Genomic DNA, 17,713 nt, shown 5'->3' with positions numbered 1-17,713 from the left:
CCAAATCCATCGCGGCCTTTGCAAGACCGCTCCAACGGTTTTAAAAAGTCTCTGCCGACGTCAATAGCGGATGACAGGCTGAAGGCCAGTCACCGTAGCTTCGTAGTGAGTTAAGCACACCAGTGACAGGCTGAAGGCCAGTCACCGCAGCTTCGTAGCGAGTTAAGCACACCAGTGACTGGCTTTAGCCTGTCACCTGCTCTCTAATTACGCGCCCAACCTTCACGGCCTTCGCAAGACCGCTCCAACAGCTAACTACTACCCTTCAATCTGCGAACAGTGATCCCTCTGCTCTACTTCCGGTGTGAATATCACATAATCAGCTATCGCTTCATCCTGATAGCTGTCTGGTATGATTTCAAAGGGGTCTCTGCTGTCACCAACGGATAGCATCATGATCGATAAGCTATTCAGCTCATTATGAAAGGGGACGCCGGCATCTTTTCTGACATGCATGTTGCCTGCAATGTATAGATCGACTTTATCGGTGCTGTTCTCTTTAAGTACTCTACCCATCTGTCGATCACGGGCTATTTGAACTCTTAACATATTGCCCAGTTGTGATTTGGGTAGCTTGCCGCAGTGGCTTTCATAGAGTATGTCGAGCATAAAGTTTTTGTAGTGTTCGTTAGGATGATCTATCGACTCATCCATATAGGCTTGCATCTGTTGTTGTCGAGTTAGGTCTGTGCCGAGTACTCTGTTTGCTTTCGTTAAAGCTAAGTTGACGGGTGATTCATACCACTCCCAAGGCCAGCCTTTTTGCCAGTTGAGTTGTTCTGGATTCGACGGCTCCCCTAATGCGCTGTCTAGTGCACTCTGTTGATCTGTATTCGCCATTTCAAAGGCAACATTACCGAGTATCTTCTTTTGGGACAGTAGCTCTAGTATCTCTGTTTGAAGTTCGTGATGAATATCCGTTTCATGATTTTCACCCAACAATATCCAATCTATCTCACTCATTTGATCCAGTAATTGCTGTTGAGTTATGAAACGCTGGTTTGCGTTATCCCATATTTTTCCAACAATGGGTTTATTACTTTTTATATCAGTTTGCCACTCAGCTGCTGATACGGCTGATATGCCAAATAGAATTGAAATAGAAACAGCTTTTAACAGGTTCATCTTGTCCGTGTCTTTTTGTTGATACTCGTTTTCACTCTACGCATTTGATCCTATCTTGGTGCTTTTCAGATGCAAGCGCGTGTCTATGGTGGCATACTCGTAAACAACTGTTTTTGTAAATGCTAACCCGTCTGGGAACACTATTTGTGGAAAATCTGATCGATGAAGGGGTCGAAACCCTTCCTTTAAAGACCTTTACAGAGAAAGCCTACTTAGATTACTCAATGTACGTCATTCTTGACCGTGCATTGCCTCATCTAGGCGATGGTATGAAGCCAGTACAACGCCGTATTGTTTATGCAATGTCTGAGCTTGGACTAAAGGCGAGCGCCAAATTTAAAAAGTCAGCACGTACGGTAGGTGACGTTTTAGGTAAGTTTCATCCGCACGGTGATTCGGCCTGTTATGAGGCTATGGTGCTTATGGCACAGCCTTTCAGTTATCGCTATCCGCTTGTAGATGGTCAAGGCAACTGGGGTTCTGCTGACGACCCTAAATCTTTCGCAGCAATGCGATACACTGAAGCGCGACTCTCTAAATATGCCGAGGTGTTGTTAAAAGAGTTAGGTCAAGGAACGGTTGAATGGGTACCTAACTTTGATGGCACGATGGATGAGCCTGAGGTTCTGCCAGCGCGTCTACCTAACGTACTCTTGAATGGTTCTACGGGTATCGCCGTTGGTATGGCGACTGATATTCTTCCCCATAACCTTCGCGAAGTCGCTCGGGCTTGTACTTATCTGCTCGACAATCCTGATGCCAGTGTTGCGCGTCTTTGTCAGAAAGTAAAAGGCCCTGATTTCCCAACCGCTGCTGAGATCATTACACCGACGGCTGATCTTAAAAAGATCTATGAGACCGGTCGTGGTTCTGTAAAAGCACGTGCTATTTATGAAATTGAGGATGGTGACGTTGTCATTACGGCTCTTCCATATCAGGTATCTGGTGCTAAGGTGCTTGAGCAGATTGCAGCTCAAATGCAGCAGAAAAAATTGCCAATGGTTAGCGATTTGCGTGATGAGTCAGACCATGAGAATCCGACTCGGTTCGTGATTGTGCCACGCTCAAATCGTATCGATATTGAGCAGTTGATGGCTCACCTGTTTGCAACCACCGATCTAGAGCGAAGCTACCGAGTTAACTTCAACATGATCGGCATTGACGGCCGTCCACAGGTTAAAGATCTTCGTCAGATCTTAACGGAGTGGCTTACTTGGCGTACCCAGGTTGTTCGACGCCGTCTCGAATTCCGTTTGCAGAAAGTATTAGATCGACTGCATATCCTCGATGGTTTGATCATTGCTTATCTTAATATCGATGAAGTGATCGCAATCATCCGCAACGAGGATGAGCCTAAAACGGTTATGATGGAACGCTTCGGTCTAACGGATGTCCAAGCTAACGCCATCCTCGATCTCAAACTTCGTCATTTGGCGAAACTTGAAGAGTTTCAGATCCGTGCAGAGCAGTCTGAGTTAGATGAAGAGCGTAAAAAACTTGAATCTATTCTTGGTTCTGATGAGTTGATGCGTAATCTCATTAAAGAGGAGATTGAACAGGCTGCTGAAGAGTTTGGCGATGATCGCCGCTCTCCTCTGGTTGAGCGTGAAGAGTCTCAAGCGTTCAGTGATAAAGATCTGCTTACCTCTGATCCTGTTACCGTCGTCCTCTCTAAACAGGGGTGGATCCGTGCTGCTAAAGGGCATGACATTGATCCGGCTACTCTGAATTACAAAGCGAGTGATGGTTATAAACTCTCGATTGCTGGACGCATGAACCAGCCGACGATCCTGCTAGACAGTATGGGGCGCAGTTATACATTAGAGACTCATAACCTGCCTTCAGCTCGGGGGCAAGGCGAGCCTGTTACCGGTAGCATTAGTCTGCAAAAGGGTGCTTCGATAGAGGCACTAACCGCGGGTAAAGAGAGTGATAAGGTTCTTCTCTCTTCAGATGCTGGTTATGGCTTTGTCACGTCGATAGGTGATATGACCAGTAAGACGAAAAACGGTAAAGCGGTACTGACGCTACCCAAAGGGGCCAATATCGTAGCGCCTGCTTCCATTTCTGATAGCGAAAATGGTTTGATCGCTGCCGTAACTTCTGAAGGGCGTCTACTGGTGTTCCCAGTCTCTGAGCTGCCTGTATTGGGACGAGGTAAAGGTAATAAGATCATTAACATCCCGTCGGCAAGGGCTCAAGCTCGTGAAGAGTTGATGGTTGCTGTGGCTGTTCTTAATGAAGATCAGGAACTTCTGGTTCATGCGGGTAAGCAGTACCTAAAAATGACCAAAGCCGATCTAGAACACTACCGTGGAGAGCGCGGTCGTCGAGGCAATAAACTGCCAAGGGGCTATCAGCGAGTGAGCCATCTATCGGTAGAGTAATGACTACCTAAATATCAAAAGGGAGCCACTGGCTCCCTTTTTTGTTGAATCAATAATGTGCGGTTTATGCAGATTACTGTGCGGCCTGCTGTGCCAGTTTTGCCAGAAGATAACGCCCCTGTTTTTCTAACAGATCTTGATAGCTTTTACTCAACGATAGGATCAGCACCTTGTCCTCATCTTCGCGTTTGATCTCAGCGGTTGATAGAACACCGCTTTTTAGATCGGGTGCCTCTGAGAGTGCTGTATGGCTAATCAATCGATCTGTTTTGGTTGAGCGAGTTAAGAAGCGGGCTTCGTCGGCCATTCTATCCTGACGACCCTGTTGACCTCTTACAATTGCGGTGTGGACGTTCAGTATCGGCTCCTGCTGATCTGAGCGGCTTCTATTGTACGAACGGGCAAGTTGGGCAAATAGCATGGCTGCACACGCCGCATTAACGCCATGCTCGTCATCCTCGCTGGCGTTATCAAACTGTATCAGTATGTCTTCGCCAAGTGCAGAGACCTCGCCTTCGTAAATATTGGCAACCGAGTTAGCCAGTGTTCGGTAAGTGCGTTTGATCTGTAACTGTTCTTCATTGGAGATCAGGGCCGAGTGGGGGCTGGTAAAGTCGATCAGGACAACGTAGGCCGCTTCACTGGCTGGTGTTAATAGATCAAGCTCCTGTTCAATGGTGTATAGATCGAGCTGTTCTTCATTGATGATAGGCAGTTTGCGCGCCAGTTTTTTTGGAGGCTCTTGGCGCTCTGGCGTTGTATCAAACATCAACGTTTCAAAGCTGGGCTCTTCACGCTCTTGTTCGGGCTCTTTTGATAGAGGCTTGAAGGGCGGTACGCTCGGTTCACGTCTCTCTGGTTTTAGAAGTTCGACCAGATCGATCTCATCCTTATCGGTCTCAGCAACCTGCATTTTGACGATTGGCGGTTCAATGTCGGTAGGTTCATTGGCCTCTACCACTGTCTCATATTCGCTAGATTCCCAGGGCGGGAGGTCTGCCTCATCAGTGTCAGGTTCGTGAGCTACTTCAAAGTTAGGTTCGCTAGGCTCATCCGAAGTGCTGTTTTCAACAATCGGGTCATCGTACGCGGATCCGAAATTGCCTATGTCATCGTAATCTACTTCAGTGTCCACTTCAGTCTCAATAGTCGATTCAATCTCTGTCTCCGCCTCGGATCCAAGGTGGTTATCTAGGGAGTTGAACTCAGTGTCCTGTTCTTGATCGTCTAGCTCTGGTTCTTGTTCGATTAGCGCTTCTGCCTCTACATCGTCTTCATAAACTTCTTCATCGCTGTCGTCGATTGTTTCCTGAGCTTCCGTTGAGTCTGTGATTTGATCATCAAAATGTTGCTCAATCTGTTCAATATAAGCCACTTCCTCTTCAAGAAGTTTGCTCTGACGACGATAGATAAACAGTGATAACAGAAATGCGATAATGGCGCCACTGCTGATCAGTCCCGTTTGGTAATTGAGTTGTTGCTGAACGGGAGTCGGGTCAATCCACACCTCTAACTGAGCAATGGTTTCGTTATTTGGGGCGATGGATTTGGCTGTGTGGACACCCTCCTGCTTTCCAGCTGCAGCTAATCGCATAGTCTGGCTATCGGTGATTTGAATGCCTGCTACGAAGGGGTCGTCTGCAATCTGGTTAGTGACAAAGTTAAGGCTGACCAAATCCTTAGAGAGAATCAGAGGGGCAACCAGCATGGAGGCGCTGTTACTCCAAATTTTGGCCTGTTTTAGTGCTTCGTTTTCTGCGGCATTTTTGGCCAACAGATAGGAGCCAACCAAGGTCGAAGAGAAGAGCAAAATCAGAGCGATGGCTGCAGCAAAGGCAGGGCGCTGGTACCAACGTAGGTAACCTTTGTATTGTTCGCCGTCTTGTTCAAGCATGCCTTTGTTTCCAGTACACAAAATAAGAGTTTCATAATACCAGTCTGTCTTCGACCGATCGACCAGTTGGTTCCTAAAATTTGTAACTATTTCATAGGCATTAAAAGCAATTTTTGCTGGCGTAATTTCTTGTTATTGGTGGGTTCTTGATCGCTGTCACGCTATACTAGAATTCTCAATAAATTGATCGGTAAAGACCTGATGAATGTAGCGGATTACATGCAGACGCTTGGTGCGAATGCGCGCGAAGCTTCACGTGTCGTAGCACGTGCTAATACAGAACAGAAAAACAGTGCATTGCTTGCAATGGCTGAACTTATTGATGCCGATCGTGATGCGATCACTCAAGCTAACCAGAAAGACCTTGAGGCTGGAAAGGCTCGTGGGCTTGATGATGCGATGCTGGATCGTCTAGCGCTAACTCCAGAGCGTATCGATGGCATGATCGAGGGTCTTCGTCAGGTTGCCGCTCTACCAGACCCTGTCGGTGATGTATCCGACATGCGTTTTCTGCCATCCGGAATTCAGCTAGGTAAGATGCGTGTTCCTCTAGGCGTAATAGGCATCATCTATGAGTCACGCCCGAATGTCACAATGGAAGCCGCCAGTCTCTGTCTAAAGTCGGGTAACGCTACGATTCTTCGCGGTGGTTCTGAGGCAATTCACTCTAATCAGGCGATTGCTAAATCGATTATGGCGGGCCTAAAACAGGCTGGTTTGCCTGAAACGGCTGTCCAGGTGGTGGAAACCACGGATCGTGAAGCCGTTGGTCAGTTGATTACTATGCCAGAGTTTGTGGATGTTATCGTGCCTCGTGGAGGTAAGGGGTTGATCGAGCGTATCTCGAACGATGCGCGCGTGCCTGTTATTAAACACCTCGACGGTATTTGTCATGTGTATATTGATGCAGAGGCTGACCTAGCTAAGGCTATCAATATTGCCATCAATGCCAAGACTCATCGCTACGGTACCTGTAACACTATGGAGACACTGCTGGTGCATGAATCGGTTGCTGATGAGGTTCTTAAAGAGCTAGCTGAGGCCTACGCTGAGGCGGGTGTAGAACTTCGTGGTTGTGACAAGACATGTGCCATTATTCAAGCCAATGCAGCGACCGAAGAAGATTGGGCGACTGAGTACTTGGCGCCGATACTTTCCATCAAAATTGTTGAGGGTATAGATCGAGCAATTGAGCACATCAATCACTTCGGATCTCACCATACCGACGCGATCATTACTGAAAACTACACACTATCGCGTCAATTTTTGCGTGAGGTCGACTCCAGCTCTGTCATGATCAACGCCTCTACTCGATTTGCCGATGGCTTTGAATACGGCCTAGGTGCTGAAATCGGTATATCTACGGACAAGATTCACGCTCGTGGGCCGGTCGGTCTAGAGGGGCTGACGTCTCAGAAATACATTGTTTACGGAGAAGGGCAGGTTCGTAAGTAATGCAGAAACCTCCTTTGGTTCTTTTTGGTGGTACCTTTGATCCTATTCACTATGGGCATCTCAGAACTGCGCTAGAACTTCAGGAGGTGCTCAACGTGCCTCATATTAATCTGGTCCCCACCGGTGAGCCAGTCCATAAAGCTTCAACCGGCGGCTCTGCCGTACAGCGGTTTGAGATGGTTCGGTTAGCGGTAGAATCCGAGCCTGCACTGGTTGCTGATGATTGTGAATTGATCAGTGATGAGCCTTGCTACACCATCAACACGTTGATGAAAAAACGTGCCGAAGTGGGTGAGGATTTGCCAATAATATTGGTGATGGGGATGGACTCTTTGCTGGGTATTAAGAGTTGGTCCTATTGGCAGCAGCTAACGGATTTTGGTCACTTATTGATCGTAGCTCGACCCGGTTATGAGCCTGAGTTCGATTCAGAGCTTCAGTGCTTTATTGATCAGCATAAGGTTGAGGATCTAGAAACGTTAAGCCTTCGTCCTTCAGGTCATCTGGCGATGCATCAGTTGACTCCGATGAATGTCTCTGCGACCCAGGTAAGAAAGATTATTAAGCGGGGCTCAAACCCTAGATTTTTAATTCCAGACGGCGTTTGGAATTTTATTAAAAATGAGCGTCTCTATGACGCCAATGAAAGGTAATTTAATTTACATGCAAGATGATCAATTGATCGCCCTAGTGCAAGATGCGCTTGAGGGAATGAAAGCAAAAGATATCAACCTAATCGATGTACGTGGCCGCTCAACCGTCACTGACTACATGATGGTTGCGAGTGGTACATCTAAGCGTCAGGTAGCTGCTGCTGCTCAAGAGGTGATCGACAAGGTGAAAGAGCAGGGTCTTTTGCCTATGGGTATTGAAGGTCAAACGGTCGGTGACTGGGTATTGGTCGATCTTGGTAGCATCATTGTGCACGTTATGATGCCAGATGCTCGTGATTTCTATGACATTGAACGCCTCTGGTCAGTAGGCGAAGCCTAAGCCTTATGCGCATTCGGTTGCTTGCAGTCGGCACTAAGATGCCAAAATGGGTCACGGATGGCTACCAAGAGTACTGCAAGCGTCTTCCCTCTGATTTTCAGCTAGAACTGGTTGAATTACAGCCTGGCCATCGTGGTAAAGGGGCTGATATCCAACGGGCTATGCGCTCTGAAGGTGACGCCATGTTGGCAGCCATCCCTAAAGGAGATCGCGTGATTGCTCTCTGTGTTGATGGCAAGAACTGGTCGACCGAGAAGCTTGCTGAACAGGCTGAAAATTGGCGGATGGAAGGAAATAATATAACGCTTTTGGTGGGTGGTCCCGATGGTCTTGATCCTCGATGCATCGCTGCTGCCGATCAGAAGTGGTCGCTATCAGCGCTGACTTTACCGCACCCACTTGTTCGCATTATTCTTGCTGAGCAGATATATCGAGCCTGGACCTTACTTCAAGGTCACCCCTACCATAAGTGAGTTAGATGGATCAGAGACGATTTAACGACTACCAAAAAGAGAATCGGTTCTTTGTTAACCGAGCAGTCGTCGCGTTTCTTTTCGTTTTAGTGCTTATGGCAATTCTGGTCAGTCGCATCTACTTCTTGCAGGTCGTTGAGCACGATCGATTCTCTCTGTTATCAGAAAACAATCGCATTAAACTTCAGCCAGTCGCCCCAAGACGAGGTCTTATTTACGATCGTAATGGCGAACTGTTGGCTGAAAACCGCCCTAGCTTCAGTTTGACGCTCCTTAAAGAGGAGGTTGATGATGTGGATTCGCTGTTGGAGGATGTCGCTTCGCTGGTTGAGCTCTCTGCAGCTGAAGTAGAAGGTTTTAAAAAGCGTCTTAAGCACCGTCGACGTCCACACTCCACCGTCCCTCTAAAGTCTCGTTTGACCGAAGAGGAGATTGCTAAGCTCTCGGTGAACTTCTACCGTCTTCCGGGGTTGCAGATCGAAGCTGATCTTGTTCGTTACTATCCTCATCCAGATTCATTGGTGCATGCCATTGGCTATGTCGGGCGTGTTAATGAGCGCGAACTCAAAACCTTAGACCCTAACAACTATGCTGCAACACACTACATTGGCAAGCTTGGGGTAGAGAAATATTACGAGCCGTTACTGCACGGACAGGTCGGTTTGCAGCGTGTTGAAACCAATGTGCGCGGCCGAGTCATGCGTGTTTTGGAGCAAGAGGACCCAACTCCAGGTTTGGATATCCAGTTAAGTCTTGATCTAAAGCTGCAGCAGTTTACAGCGAAACTGTTGGAGGGTAAGCGAGCCGCTGTTGTAGCGATTGAACCTAAAACCGGTGAAATCTTGTCATTGGTGAGCAACCCCTCTTACGACCCCAATGAGTTTGTAACGGGTATTTCATTCGATGACTACAATACGCTTCGCGATGATAAAGATCAGCCTCTTTACAATCGTGCCATCCGTGGAGCCTACCCACCGGGATCAACGCTGAAGCCCTTTACCGCACTTGCGTCGGTTGATTCTAAATCGGTACCGATTGATCACAAAGTGTGGGATCCCGGTTTCTATCAACTCTCCGAAAACGGCCGTAAATGGCGAGACTGGAAGAAATCTGGTCATGGTCGAGTCGATCTGAATCACGCATTGGCTGAGTCTTGTGATGTCTGGTTTTATGATACCGCATCTAAAACTCCGATTGATGTTTACAGTGACTATTTAGGGCGTTTCGGTTTTGGCCAAGTTACCAGTCTGGATCTGCCTGAGGCGGGCCGAGCACTTCTCCCATCAAATGAGTGGAAGAAGCGTCGCGAAAAACAGCCTTGGTACCCCGGTGATTCACTCAATCTAAGTATTGGGCAGGGTTATATGATAGCTACGCCACTGCAGCTCGCGACAGCTACAGCAGTGTTAGCCAATCGCGGTAAGTGGGTGCGTCCACAGATGATCAAGAGCTTCATCGCTGAAAATGAGCTAACTGCGGAACAGACAGAGATTATCCAACAGCTACAACAGAAGCCGACACTACCCGATGTTGAACTCAATCACCCCGAGTACTTTGAAAAGGTTATTGAAGGCATGGTGAATGTGGTGAATGCTCCCTACGGTACGGCTCGAAAAGCCGGTGCGGGAGCGCCATATACCATGGCAGGCAAAACAGGTACGGCCCAAGTGGTCGGCATTGCTCAAGATGCTGAATATGACTCAGAGGCTCTGCTAGAACGTCAGCGAGACCACGCACTCTTTGTTGCCTTTGCACCGGCTGATGATCCTAAAATTGCAGTGGCGGTAGTCGTCGAGAACGGCGAGGGTGGTTCTAGAGCTGCAGCACCGGTCGCGCGTGAAGTGATTGATGCTTGGTTACTGGGCGATTACACCAGTGAGTTGGGAGATGATTAATGTCTAAAGATTTCCACCGCTCCGTCTCGCCAGATCAGTCAGGACTTCGCAAGCAGCGCTCCTTGTGGAATTACACTCACCTAGATTTACCCTTGCTTTTACTATTGCTAGCGCTCTGTGTAGCAGGGCTGGTCATTCTTTACAGTGCATCAGGGCAAGACTGGGCCTATGTTGAGCGTCAGGCCATCCGCATGGCTGCAGGATTTGCCGCGTTGATTTTTCTCGCGCAAGTCCCCCCTAGGGTGATCATGAGGGTAGGGCCCTGGCTCTACCTGCTTGGTGTGGCCTTGTTGGTTGGCGTTATCTTGTTTGGGGTTGGTGCTAAAGGTGCTCAGCGATGGTTGGCGCTGCCCGGTTTTCGTTTTCAGCCATCAGAGTTAATGAAACTGGTTCTACCTATTGTGGTGGCGGGTTACATCGCTCGATACACACTGCCGCCCAACTTTAAAGCGATCATAGTGAGTTTGATCTTAATTGCGATCCCATTTGCACTGATTATGAAGCAACCAGATCTTGGTACCTCGTTGCTGATTGGCGCCTCAGGTGTATTTATTTTGCTATTTTCGGGAATCTACTGGCGCTGGATCTTTCTGAGTGCTGGGGTTGTAGCGGCTTCACTGCCTGGGCTCTGGATGATCATGAAGGATTATCAGAAACAGAGGGTGCTGACCTTTTTAGATCCAGAGAGCGATCCTCTTGGCTCGGGCTGGAACATCATACAGTCGAAAACGGCGATCGGTTCGGGCGGCCTCTCTGGCAAAGGTTTCTTGAGTGGTACCCAGTCTCAACTGGACTTTCTTCCTGAATCTCATACAGACTTTATTATTGCAGTGATCGGCGAAGAGCTGGGAATGAAAGGGGTGTTAGTGCTACTCGCTCTATACCTTTTAATTGTAGGTCGTGGCTTAATGATCGCTGTTAAGGCACCTGACAGTTTTTCCCGTATGCTAGCAGCTAGTATCACGCTGACCTTCTTTGTCTATGTCTTTGTGAACATCGGCATGGTCAGTGGGATTCTGCCGGTTGTAGGGGTCCCTCTGCCAATGGTGAGCTATGGTGGTACCTCTATCGTGACGTTGATGATAGGTTTCGGAATTCTGATGTCGATTCATACCCATAAATCGATGTTGCGACGCTAGAATAATAAGATGACTGCTTGGAGATAAGCATGCTTAAACATTTTAAAACGATGGTGTTAGCGGGTTGTTTAGCGGTATCAACAGCCTCTTTTGCTGGTTATGAGGCCCATCCACGAGCTCAGATATTGATTGATGACCTGAAGGCTGATGGTTTCGAAGAGAGTTACATTCGTGATGTGTTAGGTCGAGCAAAGTATCAGCAGAGCATTATTGATGCGATCAGCCGTCCAGCAGAGCGTCGCCTAAATTGGGGTGAGTACCGAGCGATTTTTATTGAGCAGCGTCGCATCAAACAAGCCATTCAGTTCTGGAAAGAGCACAAAGAGACGCTGTTGAAAGCTGAAGAAGTTTATGGCGTACCACCTGAAATAGTTTTAGCGATCATGGGTGTGGAGACACGCTTTGGGCGTATCACTGGTAATTATCGAGTTTTGGATGCGCTGTCGACCTTGGGTTTTGACTACCCTAAACGTGCCGACTTCTTCCTAGGGCAGTTAGGTGACTACTTTCGCCTAGCGCGCCAAGAGGGGGTTGAGCCCGGTGTTTTGAAAGGCTCTTACGCTGGCGCCATGGGCTATGGTCAATTTATCCCTTCAAGCTTCTTAGCTTATGCCGTGGATTTTGACGGCGATCAACAGCGCGATATTTGGGGCAACCCCGTTGATGCTATTGGCAGTGTGGCGAACTACTTTGCTCGTCATGGCTGGCGTGCGGGTGAGCCAATTATCAGTGACGTCCTTTTGAACGGCAGTGTTGATTCAGAGTGGTTTAACAAGGGCCTTAAACCAGAGCTTACACTGGGTGAGTGGCGTCAACGTGGAGTGATTGCCAAGGGTGAAGTTGCAGACGATCAACTTGCAACACTGATGCGTATGAGCAGCGATCAAGGTGATCAATACCTTCTCGGACTGCATAACTTCTACGTCATCACTCGCTATAATCACAGTCGTCTCTATGCCAATGCGGTTCGTGAACTGAGCGAAGCCATACGTCTTGAGATCTACAAGGGTTAACTGGTGACAAGGTTCACGCTGAAAGCAATCGTAGCTCTATTCGCCCTGGCTCTGGTCGGTTGTAGTTCCACGCCTACCTACGATCGTGAAACGGCAGGCGGGCGATATAAAGTTCGCAAAGATTTTGCCCCTGATAATCCACCGGATGTATCCAATGTGGCCGATGCTGTTCCTGTCGACATACCCTACAGTCGTGGGGGCAATCGTTCGACCTACGAGGTCTGGGGTAAAAGCTATAATGTGCTCCCTTCGCACATTGGTTACAGAGCTGAGGGTATCGCCTCTTGGTACGGCCTGAAGTTTCATGGTCACAAAACCTCTAACGGTGAGATCTACGACATCTACAAGATGTCTGCAGCACACAAGAGCCTGCCCATTCCCAGCTTCGCAAAAGTTACTAATCTGGATAACGGTAAGTCGGTTGTTGTGCGCGTTAACGATCGCGGTCCCTTTCATGAAAATCGTTTGATCGATCTAAGTTACTCAGCTGCGGCGCGTTTGGAAATTTTGAAACAGGGTACCGGTCGAGTTAGGGTCGAGGCCATTGATGCTCGAAGTCATGCTGATACCACTGAAACAGTAGAGAAAACGCCTCAACCTGTTGCGTCTCTTCAACAGCCAAAACCTGACGATACCGGTGCATTCCTTCAAGTAGGATCCTTTGGTAAAGAGAGCTCGGCTCTATCGGTTCAGCGTCGACTTTCAGCGATGGATGGCGTCCAAGCCGTCATCAAGAGAGTTCGCCAGGGTGATGTCGAGTTTCATAGAGTGCTCGTGGGGCCGCTGACTGACACACTGTCGATTGACTCAATGGTGCAAAGTTTGGAGTCGATGGGCTATTCATCGCCATTGCTGATAAAATCCCCCTAAACTGTTTTAACCTATTTAAAAGTTGTAAAGATGCTCTCAAAGATTCGTTTCCTAGTTCTACTGTTTGTCGCGGTTGCGACGGTTCAAATTCAGGCAGCCGTTCTGCCTCCACCACCCCAATTAGCGGCAACAGCTTATGTCTTAATGGATGCCTCGACGGGTGACATCATTGCTGAGTCAGGTGCAGATGGTCAGTTTGCACCAGCTAGTTTGACTAAAATGATGACCAGCTACATCGTTGAGCACGAAGTGTCTGAGGGTAACATCAGCTTTAACGACCTTGTGCCAATCAGCGTTAAAGCTTGGAAAACGGAAGGGTCACGGATGTTTGTTCGTGAAGGGACTCAAGTTCGTTTGGAGGATCTGCTTCGTGGAGTCATCATCCAGTCAGGGAATGATGCGTCGGTTGCTTTGGCTGAGTATGTAGCTGGGAGTGAAGAGGCCTTTGCTGATTTGATGAACCAGCATGCTGAGCGTTTGGGTCTAACCAATACCCACTTTAAAAATGCGACCGGTTTACCTGCTGAGGGTCACTACTCTTCACCACGAGATCTAGCGTTGATTGGTCGTGCGTTGATTCAGGACTTCCCTGAACAGTACGCCATCTACAAAGAGAAGTACTTTACCTACAACGATATCAAACAGCCTAACCGTAACCGTCTGTTGTGGCGCGATCCAACGGTCGATGGTATCAAGACGGGTCATACGGAAGAGGCGGGATACTGCCTGGTATCGTCAGCCGTGCGTGATGATATGCGTCTGATCTCTGTGGTTCTAGGAACGACGTCTGATCAAGCTCGTGCCCAAGAGAGTCAAAAGCTGTTGGCTTACGGCTTTCGTTTCTTCAGAAATTACCCACTATACAAAGCGGGTCAAGAGCTGAATAAGCCAAAGGTTTGGAAGGGTATGACCGATTCAGTCTCTCTCGGCTTGGGTGGTGATCTGTCGTTAACCATTCCCCGCGGCAGCGAGAATCAGTTAGCCGCGACTTTAGACCTTCCAGAGGTTATTGAAGCACCTCTAGCAGCGGGTGAAGTGGTAGGTCATCTTCTAGTGACCCTAGAGGGTGAAGAGGCCGCTCGTGAGCCTTTGCTTGCGCTTCAGTCGGTTGAAGAGGCTGGCTTCGTGAAAGCGATCTGGCACAGCATTGTTCTGTTTTTCCAAGGGTTGTTCGGTTAGTCGCTGATTGAACCACCTTTCGTTCACTTTAGAGGTACCTATGAGCGAACCTACACCTCCTAAAATTGAGTTTCCTTGTCCTGACTACAAAATCATGGTGGTCGGTGACAGTGCGCCGGACTATAGAGATTTCGTAGTTAATACCATGAAGCTTTACGACCCGGATTTGGATGAGTCTAAAGTTGAGATCAATGCCAGTAGTAAAGGACGCTTTACCTCAGTTCGTGTATTGATCACTGCAACCAGTGAAGAGCAGTTGGCGCAGATTCATACCGATCTGAAGGCGTCAGGTCGCGTCAAAATGGTGCTTTAGTGGTATCTGATCTACCTCTAAACGTTCGCTATTTAGGGCGTCAGCCTTATCTAGAAGCCTTTGATAGGATGCAGGCTTTTACTAATGAGCGGACAGCAGACACAGCGGATGAGCTCTGGGTGTTAGAGCATGAGCCTGTCTTTACCCAGGGGCAAGCTGGTAAAGCGGAGCATTTGTTGGGCACCGGTGATATTCCTGTCGTCCAAGTCGATCGAGGTGGTCAGGTTACCTACCACGGGCCGGGTCAACTGGTGATCTATCTACTGCTTGATTTAAAACGTAATAAGTTGGGTGTTAGAGATCTGGTCACACTGATGGAGGATTCGGTTGTCTCTCTGTTAGCGGATTATCGAGTCATAGCCGCCGCAAAACCAGATGCGCCGGGTGTTTATGTCGATGGAGACAAGATCTGTTCACTGGGACTGCGCGTACGCAAGAGTCGTAGCTTTCACGGTTTAGCGCTCAATATCGATATGGATCTTGAGCCTTTCTTACGAATTAATCCCTGTGGCTATGCAGGGCTTCAGATGACACAGTTATCAAGGTTTGATCCTTCTGCGACTAAAGTAGAAAAGGTTGGGTCTGAACTAGTACAATATCTGGCAAACGCAATTGGCTACGCAGAGTGGCACACTATTCATGGATGGGATAGCGAATGAGTGAAGAGACAATCAAACCTAAGGGTGTAGCGGAGCAGGGAGTTAAGCTGCGTGGCGCTGAAAAGTTAGCACGTATTCCGGTTAAGGTAATACCGACTGAAAAAGAGGATATGCCACGTAAGCCTGATTGGCTTCGTGTCCGCATGGGCTCTAATGCTGAAGTTAAGCGCATCAAAGATACCCTGCGTAAGCATAAACTTGCGTCGGTCTGTGAAGAGGCGAGCTGCCCAAACCTAGGTGAGTGTTTTACTCATGGTACAGCGACCTTCATGATCATGGGCGATATCTGTACTCGCCGTTGTCCGTTCTGTGACGTTGCACATGGCCGTCCTAATGCCTTATCGCCAGACGAGCCTATTGAGTTAGCCACAGCGATTGCGGATATGCGTCTTCGTTACGTGGTCATTACCTCTGTAGACCGAGACGACCTACGTGACGGTGGCGCACAGCACTTTGCTGACTGTATTCGTGAAACCCGTGAACGTCTGCCCTCTATTCAAATAGAGACCCTGGTGCCTGACTTTCGTGGCCGCATGGATATCGCATTGGAGATCCTTAAAGATACTCCGCCCGATGTCTTTAACCACAACCTAGAAACAGTGCCTCGTCTCTACAAACAGGTTCGCCCAGGGGCTGATTATGCTTGGTCATTGGAGCTTCTAAAACGCTACAAAGTACTGCGTCCAGAAGTGCGTACCAAGTCTGGTTTGATGGTCGGCGTCGGCGAAACGAACGAAGAGATTGTTGAGGTGATGAAGGATCTTCGTGCACATGACGTCAACATGATTACGATTGGGCAGTACCTACAGCCAAGCCGTGATCACCTTCCGGTTGATCGATTTGTCACACCTGATGAGTTTGCAGAGTTTGAGGCGTTGGCAAAAGAGATGGGCTTTAGTCATGTTGCCAGTGGACCATTGGTCCGCTCATCTTACCATGCTGACCTACAAGCCAAAGGTGAAAAGGTAGGCTAATTAATCCTACTGAGTGCTGGCGATGAGTGTCTTTGCTTGTGCCAGCATCACCTCTTTAATACTTTCATAGATGCTATTCTCCAGCATCTCTTCACGCGCCCAAAGATAGATATTTCTCGGTTGAGATAGCTCTCGTTTGAACTCTATCCGCTTAAACTCTTCAGAATCTTTAAATACCTGCATCGGCACGTTGGGCAATACCGCCAGATGCTTCCCTTGACGAAGAGTCTCTAACAGAAGATACCCCTCATTACGAAAGACAATCTGAGTACGTATTTTTGCTAGACCAGACTCTTTAAGCAGTTCCATCACCTCACGTTCAAAAGGTGACCCGTGGCCAAGACTTAACCAATTCGCTGCCGCTAAATCCTCAATCGTTAAATCCGATTTGTCGGCTAAAGGGTGGTTTTTACTGCAGTAGATGGCGATTTCATCATTAAAGAGGAGCTGTCGGTCACAGCCAGGTATCATTTTGTCAGACGCAGAGGGTGCAATCACAATATCCAGTTGATTATCGATTAGATGATCAATGACAGCCGTTGGGCGAGAGACTTCAATCGTCAATGAGGCCTTAGGGTGCCGCTCTAACAGTGAGTTCATGGCGTCTGGCATGATGGTTGCCGACAGTAGTGGACCAATGCCAATGCGAATCTCTTTGTCCAAACCAATTCTGTAACGCGATGCATGAAATCGTGCCGCCTCCATGCTTCGATTGATCGTTCGACCCTCACGAGCCAAGGCGACACCAACAGGAGTTCCTTTAACGCCGTATCGACTTCGGCTGAACAGCTGTGTTCCAGCCTGCATCTCCAGTGTCGCCATGGTGCGAGTCAGGGTTGGCTGAGTCAGTGCTAAATGTTTAGCGGCTTCTGTCAAAGAGCCCTTCTCAAGGACCACCGATAGATAATAGAGGTGTTTTGGATCCATACGTTTTTTTTAATTTGGCTATTTAAAAATGCATTTTACACATTTATAAGCAATCTACTAGACTGGCTAAGTTCTAAAAATAATAACCCTTGGAGTTAAATGATGTTCAAGAACGCACTTCGTAAAACTGTCCTTGCGACTACATTAGGCCTCGCGTCAGTTACTGCACAAGCAGCAGATATCAGTATGGAAGCAGCAACTGCTCAGTCTGTTGTCGGTCTAATGCCTCAGACTATGGCCTCTTACCTTGCTGATAAGGATGTCAATGTTCAGCTAGCGATGGGTCAGACACTGACTAAGTCACTACTAAAAGTAGCTACGGGCAAACTAGATTCAGCCGTTATTCCACCAGGCGCTTTTAAAGCTTTAACAGTAGGTAAAGGCCCCTTACAAGAAGATGGGCGCTGAGAAAGGCGC

17 protein-coding genes are annotated in these 17,713 nt (G+C 48.2%); 14 read left to right on the top strand and 3 right to left on the bottom strand.

Features of this window, described 5'->3' with window-relative positions; all coding sequences use genetic code 11:
* Positions 1-258: 258 nt before the first annotated feature.
* Positions 259-1,125: a ChaN family lipoprotein gene (locus XMD530_RS05310; protein ID WP_173506855.1), complete on the bottom strand. Its 867-nt coding sequence runs from the start codon at positions 1,123-1,125 to the stop codon at positions 259-261.
* 146 nt (positions 1,126-1,271) lie between these two features.
* Between XMD530_RS05310 and parC the strand changes: the two genes are divergently transcribed.
* Positions 1,272-3,512 (top strand): DNA topoisomerase IV subunit A, encoded by a 2,241-nt coding sequence (gene parC / locus XMD530_RS05305; protein WP_371731451.1) that lies wholly within the window; start codon positions 1,272-1,274, stop codon positions 3,510-3,512.
* Between the two features lie 73 nt (positions 3,513-3,585).
* Here the strand turns inward: parC and XMD530_RS05300 are convergent, their stop codons facing one another.
* On the bottom strand, positions 3,586-5,406 hold the full coding sequence (locus tag XMD530_RS05300) for a hypothetical protein (protein ID WP_173506854.1): 1,821 nt from the start codon (positions 5,404-5,406) through the stop codon (positions 3,586-3,588).
* Positions 5,407-5,607: 201 nt separating this feature from the next.
* Between XMD530_RS05300 and XMD530_RS05295 the strand changes: the two genes are divergently transcribed.
* The 12 genes from XMD530_RS05295 to lipA all read left to right on the top strand — a co-directional run bounded on the left by XMD530_RS05295 (position 5,608) and on the right by lipA (position 16,369).
* Entirely contained in the window at positions 5,608-6,861 is a 1,254-nt protein-coding gene (locus XMD530_RS05295; protein ID WP_173506853.1) for a glutamate-5-semialdehyde dehydrogenase, read from the top strand.
* Entirely contained in the window at positions 6,861-7,514 is a 654-nt protein-coding gene (gene nadD, locus XMD530_RS05290) for a nicotinate-nucleotide adenylyltransferase (RefSeq protein WP_173506852.1), read from the top strand. Before XMD530_RS05295 ends, nadD begins: the two co-directional genes overlap by 1 nt.
* Positions 7,495-7,854, top strand: coding sequence for a ribosome silencing factor (gene rsfS, locus XMD530_RS05285; RefSeq protein WP_371731514.1), 360 nt, complete (start codon positions 7,495-7,497; stop codon positions 7,852-7,854). Before nadD ends, rsfS begins: the two co-directional genes overlap by 20 nt.
* Positions 7,855-7,859: 5 nt before the next feature.
* Positions 7,860-8,327, top strand: coding sequence for a 23S rRNA (pseudouridine(1915)-N(3))-methyltransferase RlmH (gene rlmH / locus XMD530_RS05280; protein WP_173482032.1), 468 nt, complete (start codon positions 7,860-7,862; stop codon positions 8,325-8,327).
* A 5-nt stretch (positions 8,328-8,332) separates the two neighbouring features.
* Positions 8,333-10,222, top strand: coding sequence for a penicillin-binding protein 2 (mrdA, locus tag XMD530_RS05275; protein WP_173495636.1), 1,890 nt, complete (start codon positions 8,333-8,335; stop codon positions 10,220-10,222).
* On the top strand, positions 10,222-11,361 hold the full coding sequence (rodA, locus tag XMD530_RS05270; RefSeq protein ID WP_173483266.1) for a rod shape-determining protein RodA: 1,140 nt from the start codon (positions 10,222-10,224) through the stop codon (positions 11,359-11,361). Before mrdA ends, rodA begins: the two co-directional genes overlap by 1 nt.
* A gap of 29 nt (positions 11,362-11,390) precedes the next feature.
* Positions 11,391-12,374, top strand: coding sequence for a lytic murein transglycosylase B (gene mltB / locus XMD530_RS05265; RefSeq protein WP_173483265.1), 984 nt, complete (start codon positions 11,391-11,393; stop codon positions 12,372-12,374).
* Positions 12,375-12,377: 3 nt separating this feature from the next.
* Complete coding sequence (locus XMD530_RS05260) at positions 12,378-13,244, top strand: septal ring lytic transglycosylase RlpA family protein (protein WP_371731729.1); 867 nt, start codon at positions 12,378-12,380, stop codon at positions 13,242-13,244.
* A gap of 30 nt (positions 13,245-13,274) precedes the next feature.
* Entirely contained in the window at positions 13,275-14,423 is a 1,149-nt protein-coding gene (locus tag XMD530_RS05255) for a D-alanyl-D-alanine carboxypeptidase family protein (protein ID WP_173482028.1), read from the top strand.
* Positions 14,424-14,463: 40 nt separating this feature from the next.
* Complete coding sequence (locus tag XMD530_RS05250) at positions 14,464-14,736, top strand: YbeD family protein (RefSeq protein ID WP_173482027.1); 273 nt, start codon at positions 14,464-14,466, stop codon at positions 14,734-14,736.
* A gap of 68 nt (positions 14,737-14,804) precedes the next feature.
* Entirely contained in the window at positions 14,805-15,395 is a 591-nt protein-coding gene (lipB, locus tag XMD530_RS05245) for a lipoyl(octanoyl) transferase LipB (RefSeq protein WP_254442908.1), read from the top strand.
* Entirely contained in the window at positions 15,392-16,369 is a 978-nt protein-coding gene (gene lipA / locus XMD530_RS05240) for a lipoyl synthase (protein WP_173482025.1), read from the top strand. The genes lipB and lipA overlap by 4 nt, the downstream gene beginning before the upstream one ends.
* Positions 16,370-16,375: 6 nt before the next feature.
* Here lipA and XMD530_RS05235 read toward each other — a convergent pair whose 3' ends face one another.
* Positions 16,376-17,296: a LysR family transcriptional regulator gene (locus XMD530_RS05235; protein ID WP_173482024.1), complete on the bottom strand. Its 921-nt coding sequence runs from the start codon at positions 17,294-17,296 to the stop codon at positions 16,376-16,378.
* A 99-nt stretch (positions 17,297-17,395) separates the two neighbouring features.
* Here XMD530_RS05235 and XMD530_RS05230 point away from each other — a divergent pair, with 99 nt between their 5' ends.
* Entirely contained in the window at positions 17,396-17,704 is a 309-nt protein-coding gene (locus tag XMD530_RS05230; protein ID WP_173506851.1) for a hypothetical protein, read from the top strand.
* The last annotated feature ends 9 nt before the right edge of the window (positions 17,705-17,713 follow it).

Source organism: Marinobacterium sp. xm-d-530, assembly GCF_013283365.1.
Lineage (GTDB): Bacteria > Pseudomonadota > Gammaproteobacteria > Pseudomonadales > Balneatricaceae > Marinobacterium_E.
This window is presented reverse-complemented; position numbering and strand designations above follow the sequence as displayed.

What these genes read in the sequence shown, in the direction of transcription:
- nadD (WP_173506852.1), top strand. Translation starts at nt 6,861, where the DNA reads ATGCAGAAACCTCCTTTGGTTCTTTTTGGTGGTACCTTTGATCCTATT.
- lipA (WP_173482025.1), top strand. Translation starts at nt 15,392, where the DNA reads ATGAGTGAAGAGACAATCAAACCTAAGGGTGTAGCGGAGCAGGGAGTT.
- XMD530_RS05295 (WP_173506853.1), top strand. Translation starts at nt 5,608, where the DNA reads ATGAATGTAGCGGATTACATGCAGACGCTTGGTGCGAATGCGCGCGAA.
- XMD530_RS05235 (WP_173482024.1), bottom strand. Translation starts at nt 17,296, where the DNA reads ATGGATCCAAAACACCTCTATTATCTATCGGTGGTCCTTGAGAAGGGC.
- lipB (WP_254442908.1), top strand. Translation starts at nt 14,805, where the DNA reads ATGCAGGCTTTTACTAATGAGCGGACAGCAGACACAGCGGATGAGCTC.
- XMD530_RS05255 (WP_173482028.1), top strand. Translation starts at nt 13,275, where the DNA reads ATGCTCTCAAAGATTCGTTTCCTAGTTCTACTGTTTGTCGCGGTTGCG.
- XMD530_RS05310 (WP_173506855.1), bottom strand. Translation starts at nt 1,125, where the DNA reads ATGAACCTGTTAAAAGCTGTTTCTATTTCAATTCTATTTGGCATATCA.
- rsfS (WP_371731514.1), top strand. Translation starts at nt 7,495, where the DNA reads ATGACGCCAATGAAAGGTAATTTAATTTACATGCAAGATGATCAATTG.
- XMD530_RS05300 (WP_173506854.1), bottom strand. Translation starts at nt 5,406, where the DNA reads ATGCTTGAACAAGACGGCGAACAATACAAAGGTTACCTACGTTGGTAC.
- mrdA (WP_173495636.1), top strand. Translation starts at nt 8,333, where the DNA reads ATGGATCAGAGACGATTTAACGACTACCAAAAAGAGAATCGGTTCTTT.
- XMD530_RS05250 (WP_173482027.1), top strand. Translation starts at nt 14,464, where the DNA reads ATGAGCGAACCTACACCTCCTAAAATTGAGTTTCCTTGTCCTGACTAC.
- rodA (WP_173483266.1), top strand. Translation starts at nt 10,222, where the DNA reads ATGTCTAAAGATTTCCACCGCTCCGTCTCGCCAGATCAGTCAGGACTT.
- mltB (WP_173483265.1), top strand. Translation starts at nt 11,391, where the DNA reads ATGCTTAAACATTTTAAAACGATGGTGTTAGCGGGTTGTTTAGCGGTA.
- XMD530_RS05230 (WP_173506851.1), top strand. Translation starts at nt 17,396, where the DNA reads ATGATGTTCAAGAACGCACTTCGTAAAACTGTCCTTGCGACTACATTA.
- rlmH (WP_173482032.1), top strand. Translation starts at nt 7,860, where the DNA reads ATGCGCATTCGGTTGCTTGCAGTCGGCACTAAGATGCCAAAATGGGTC.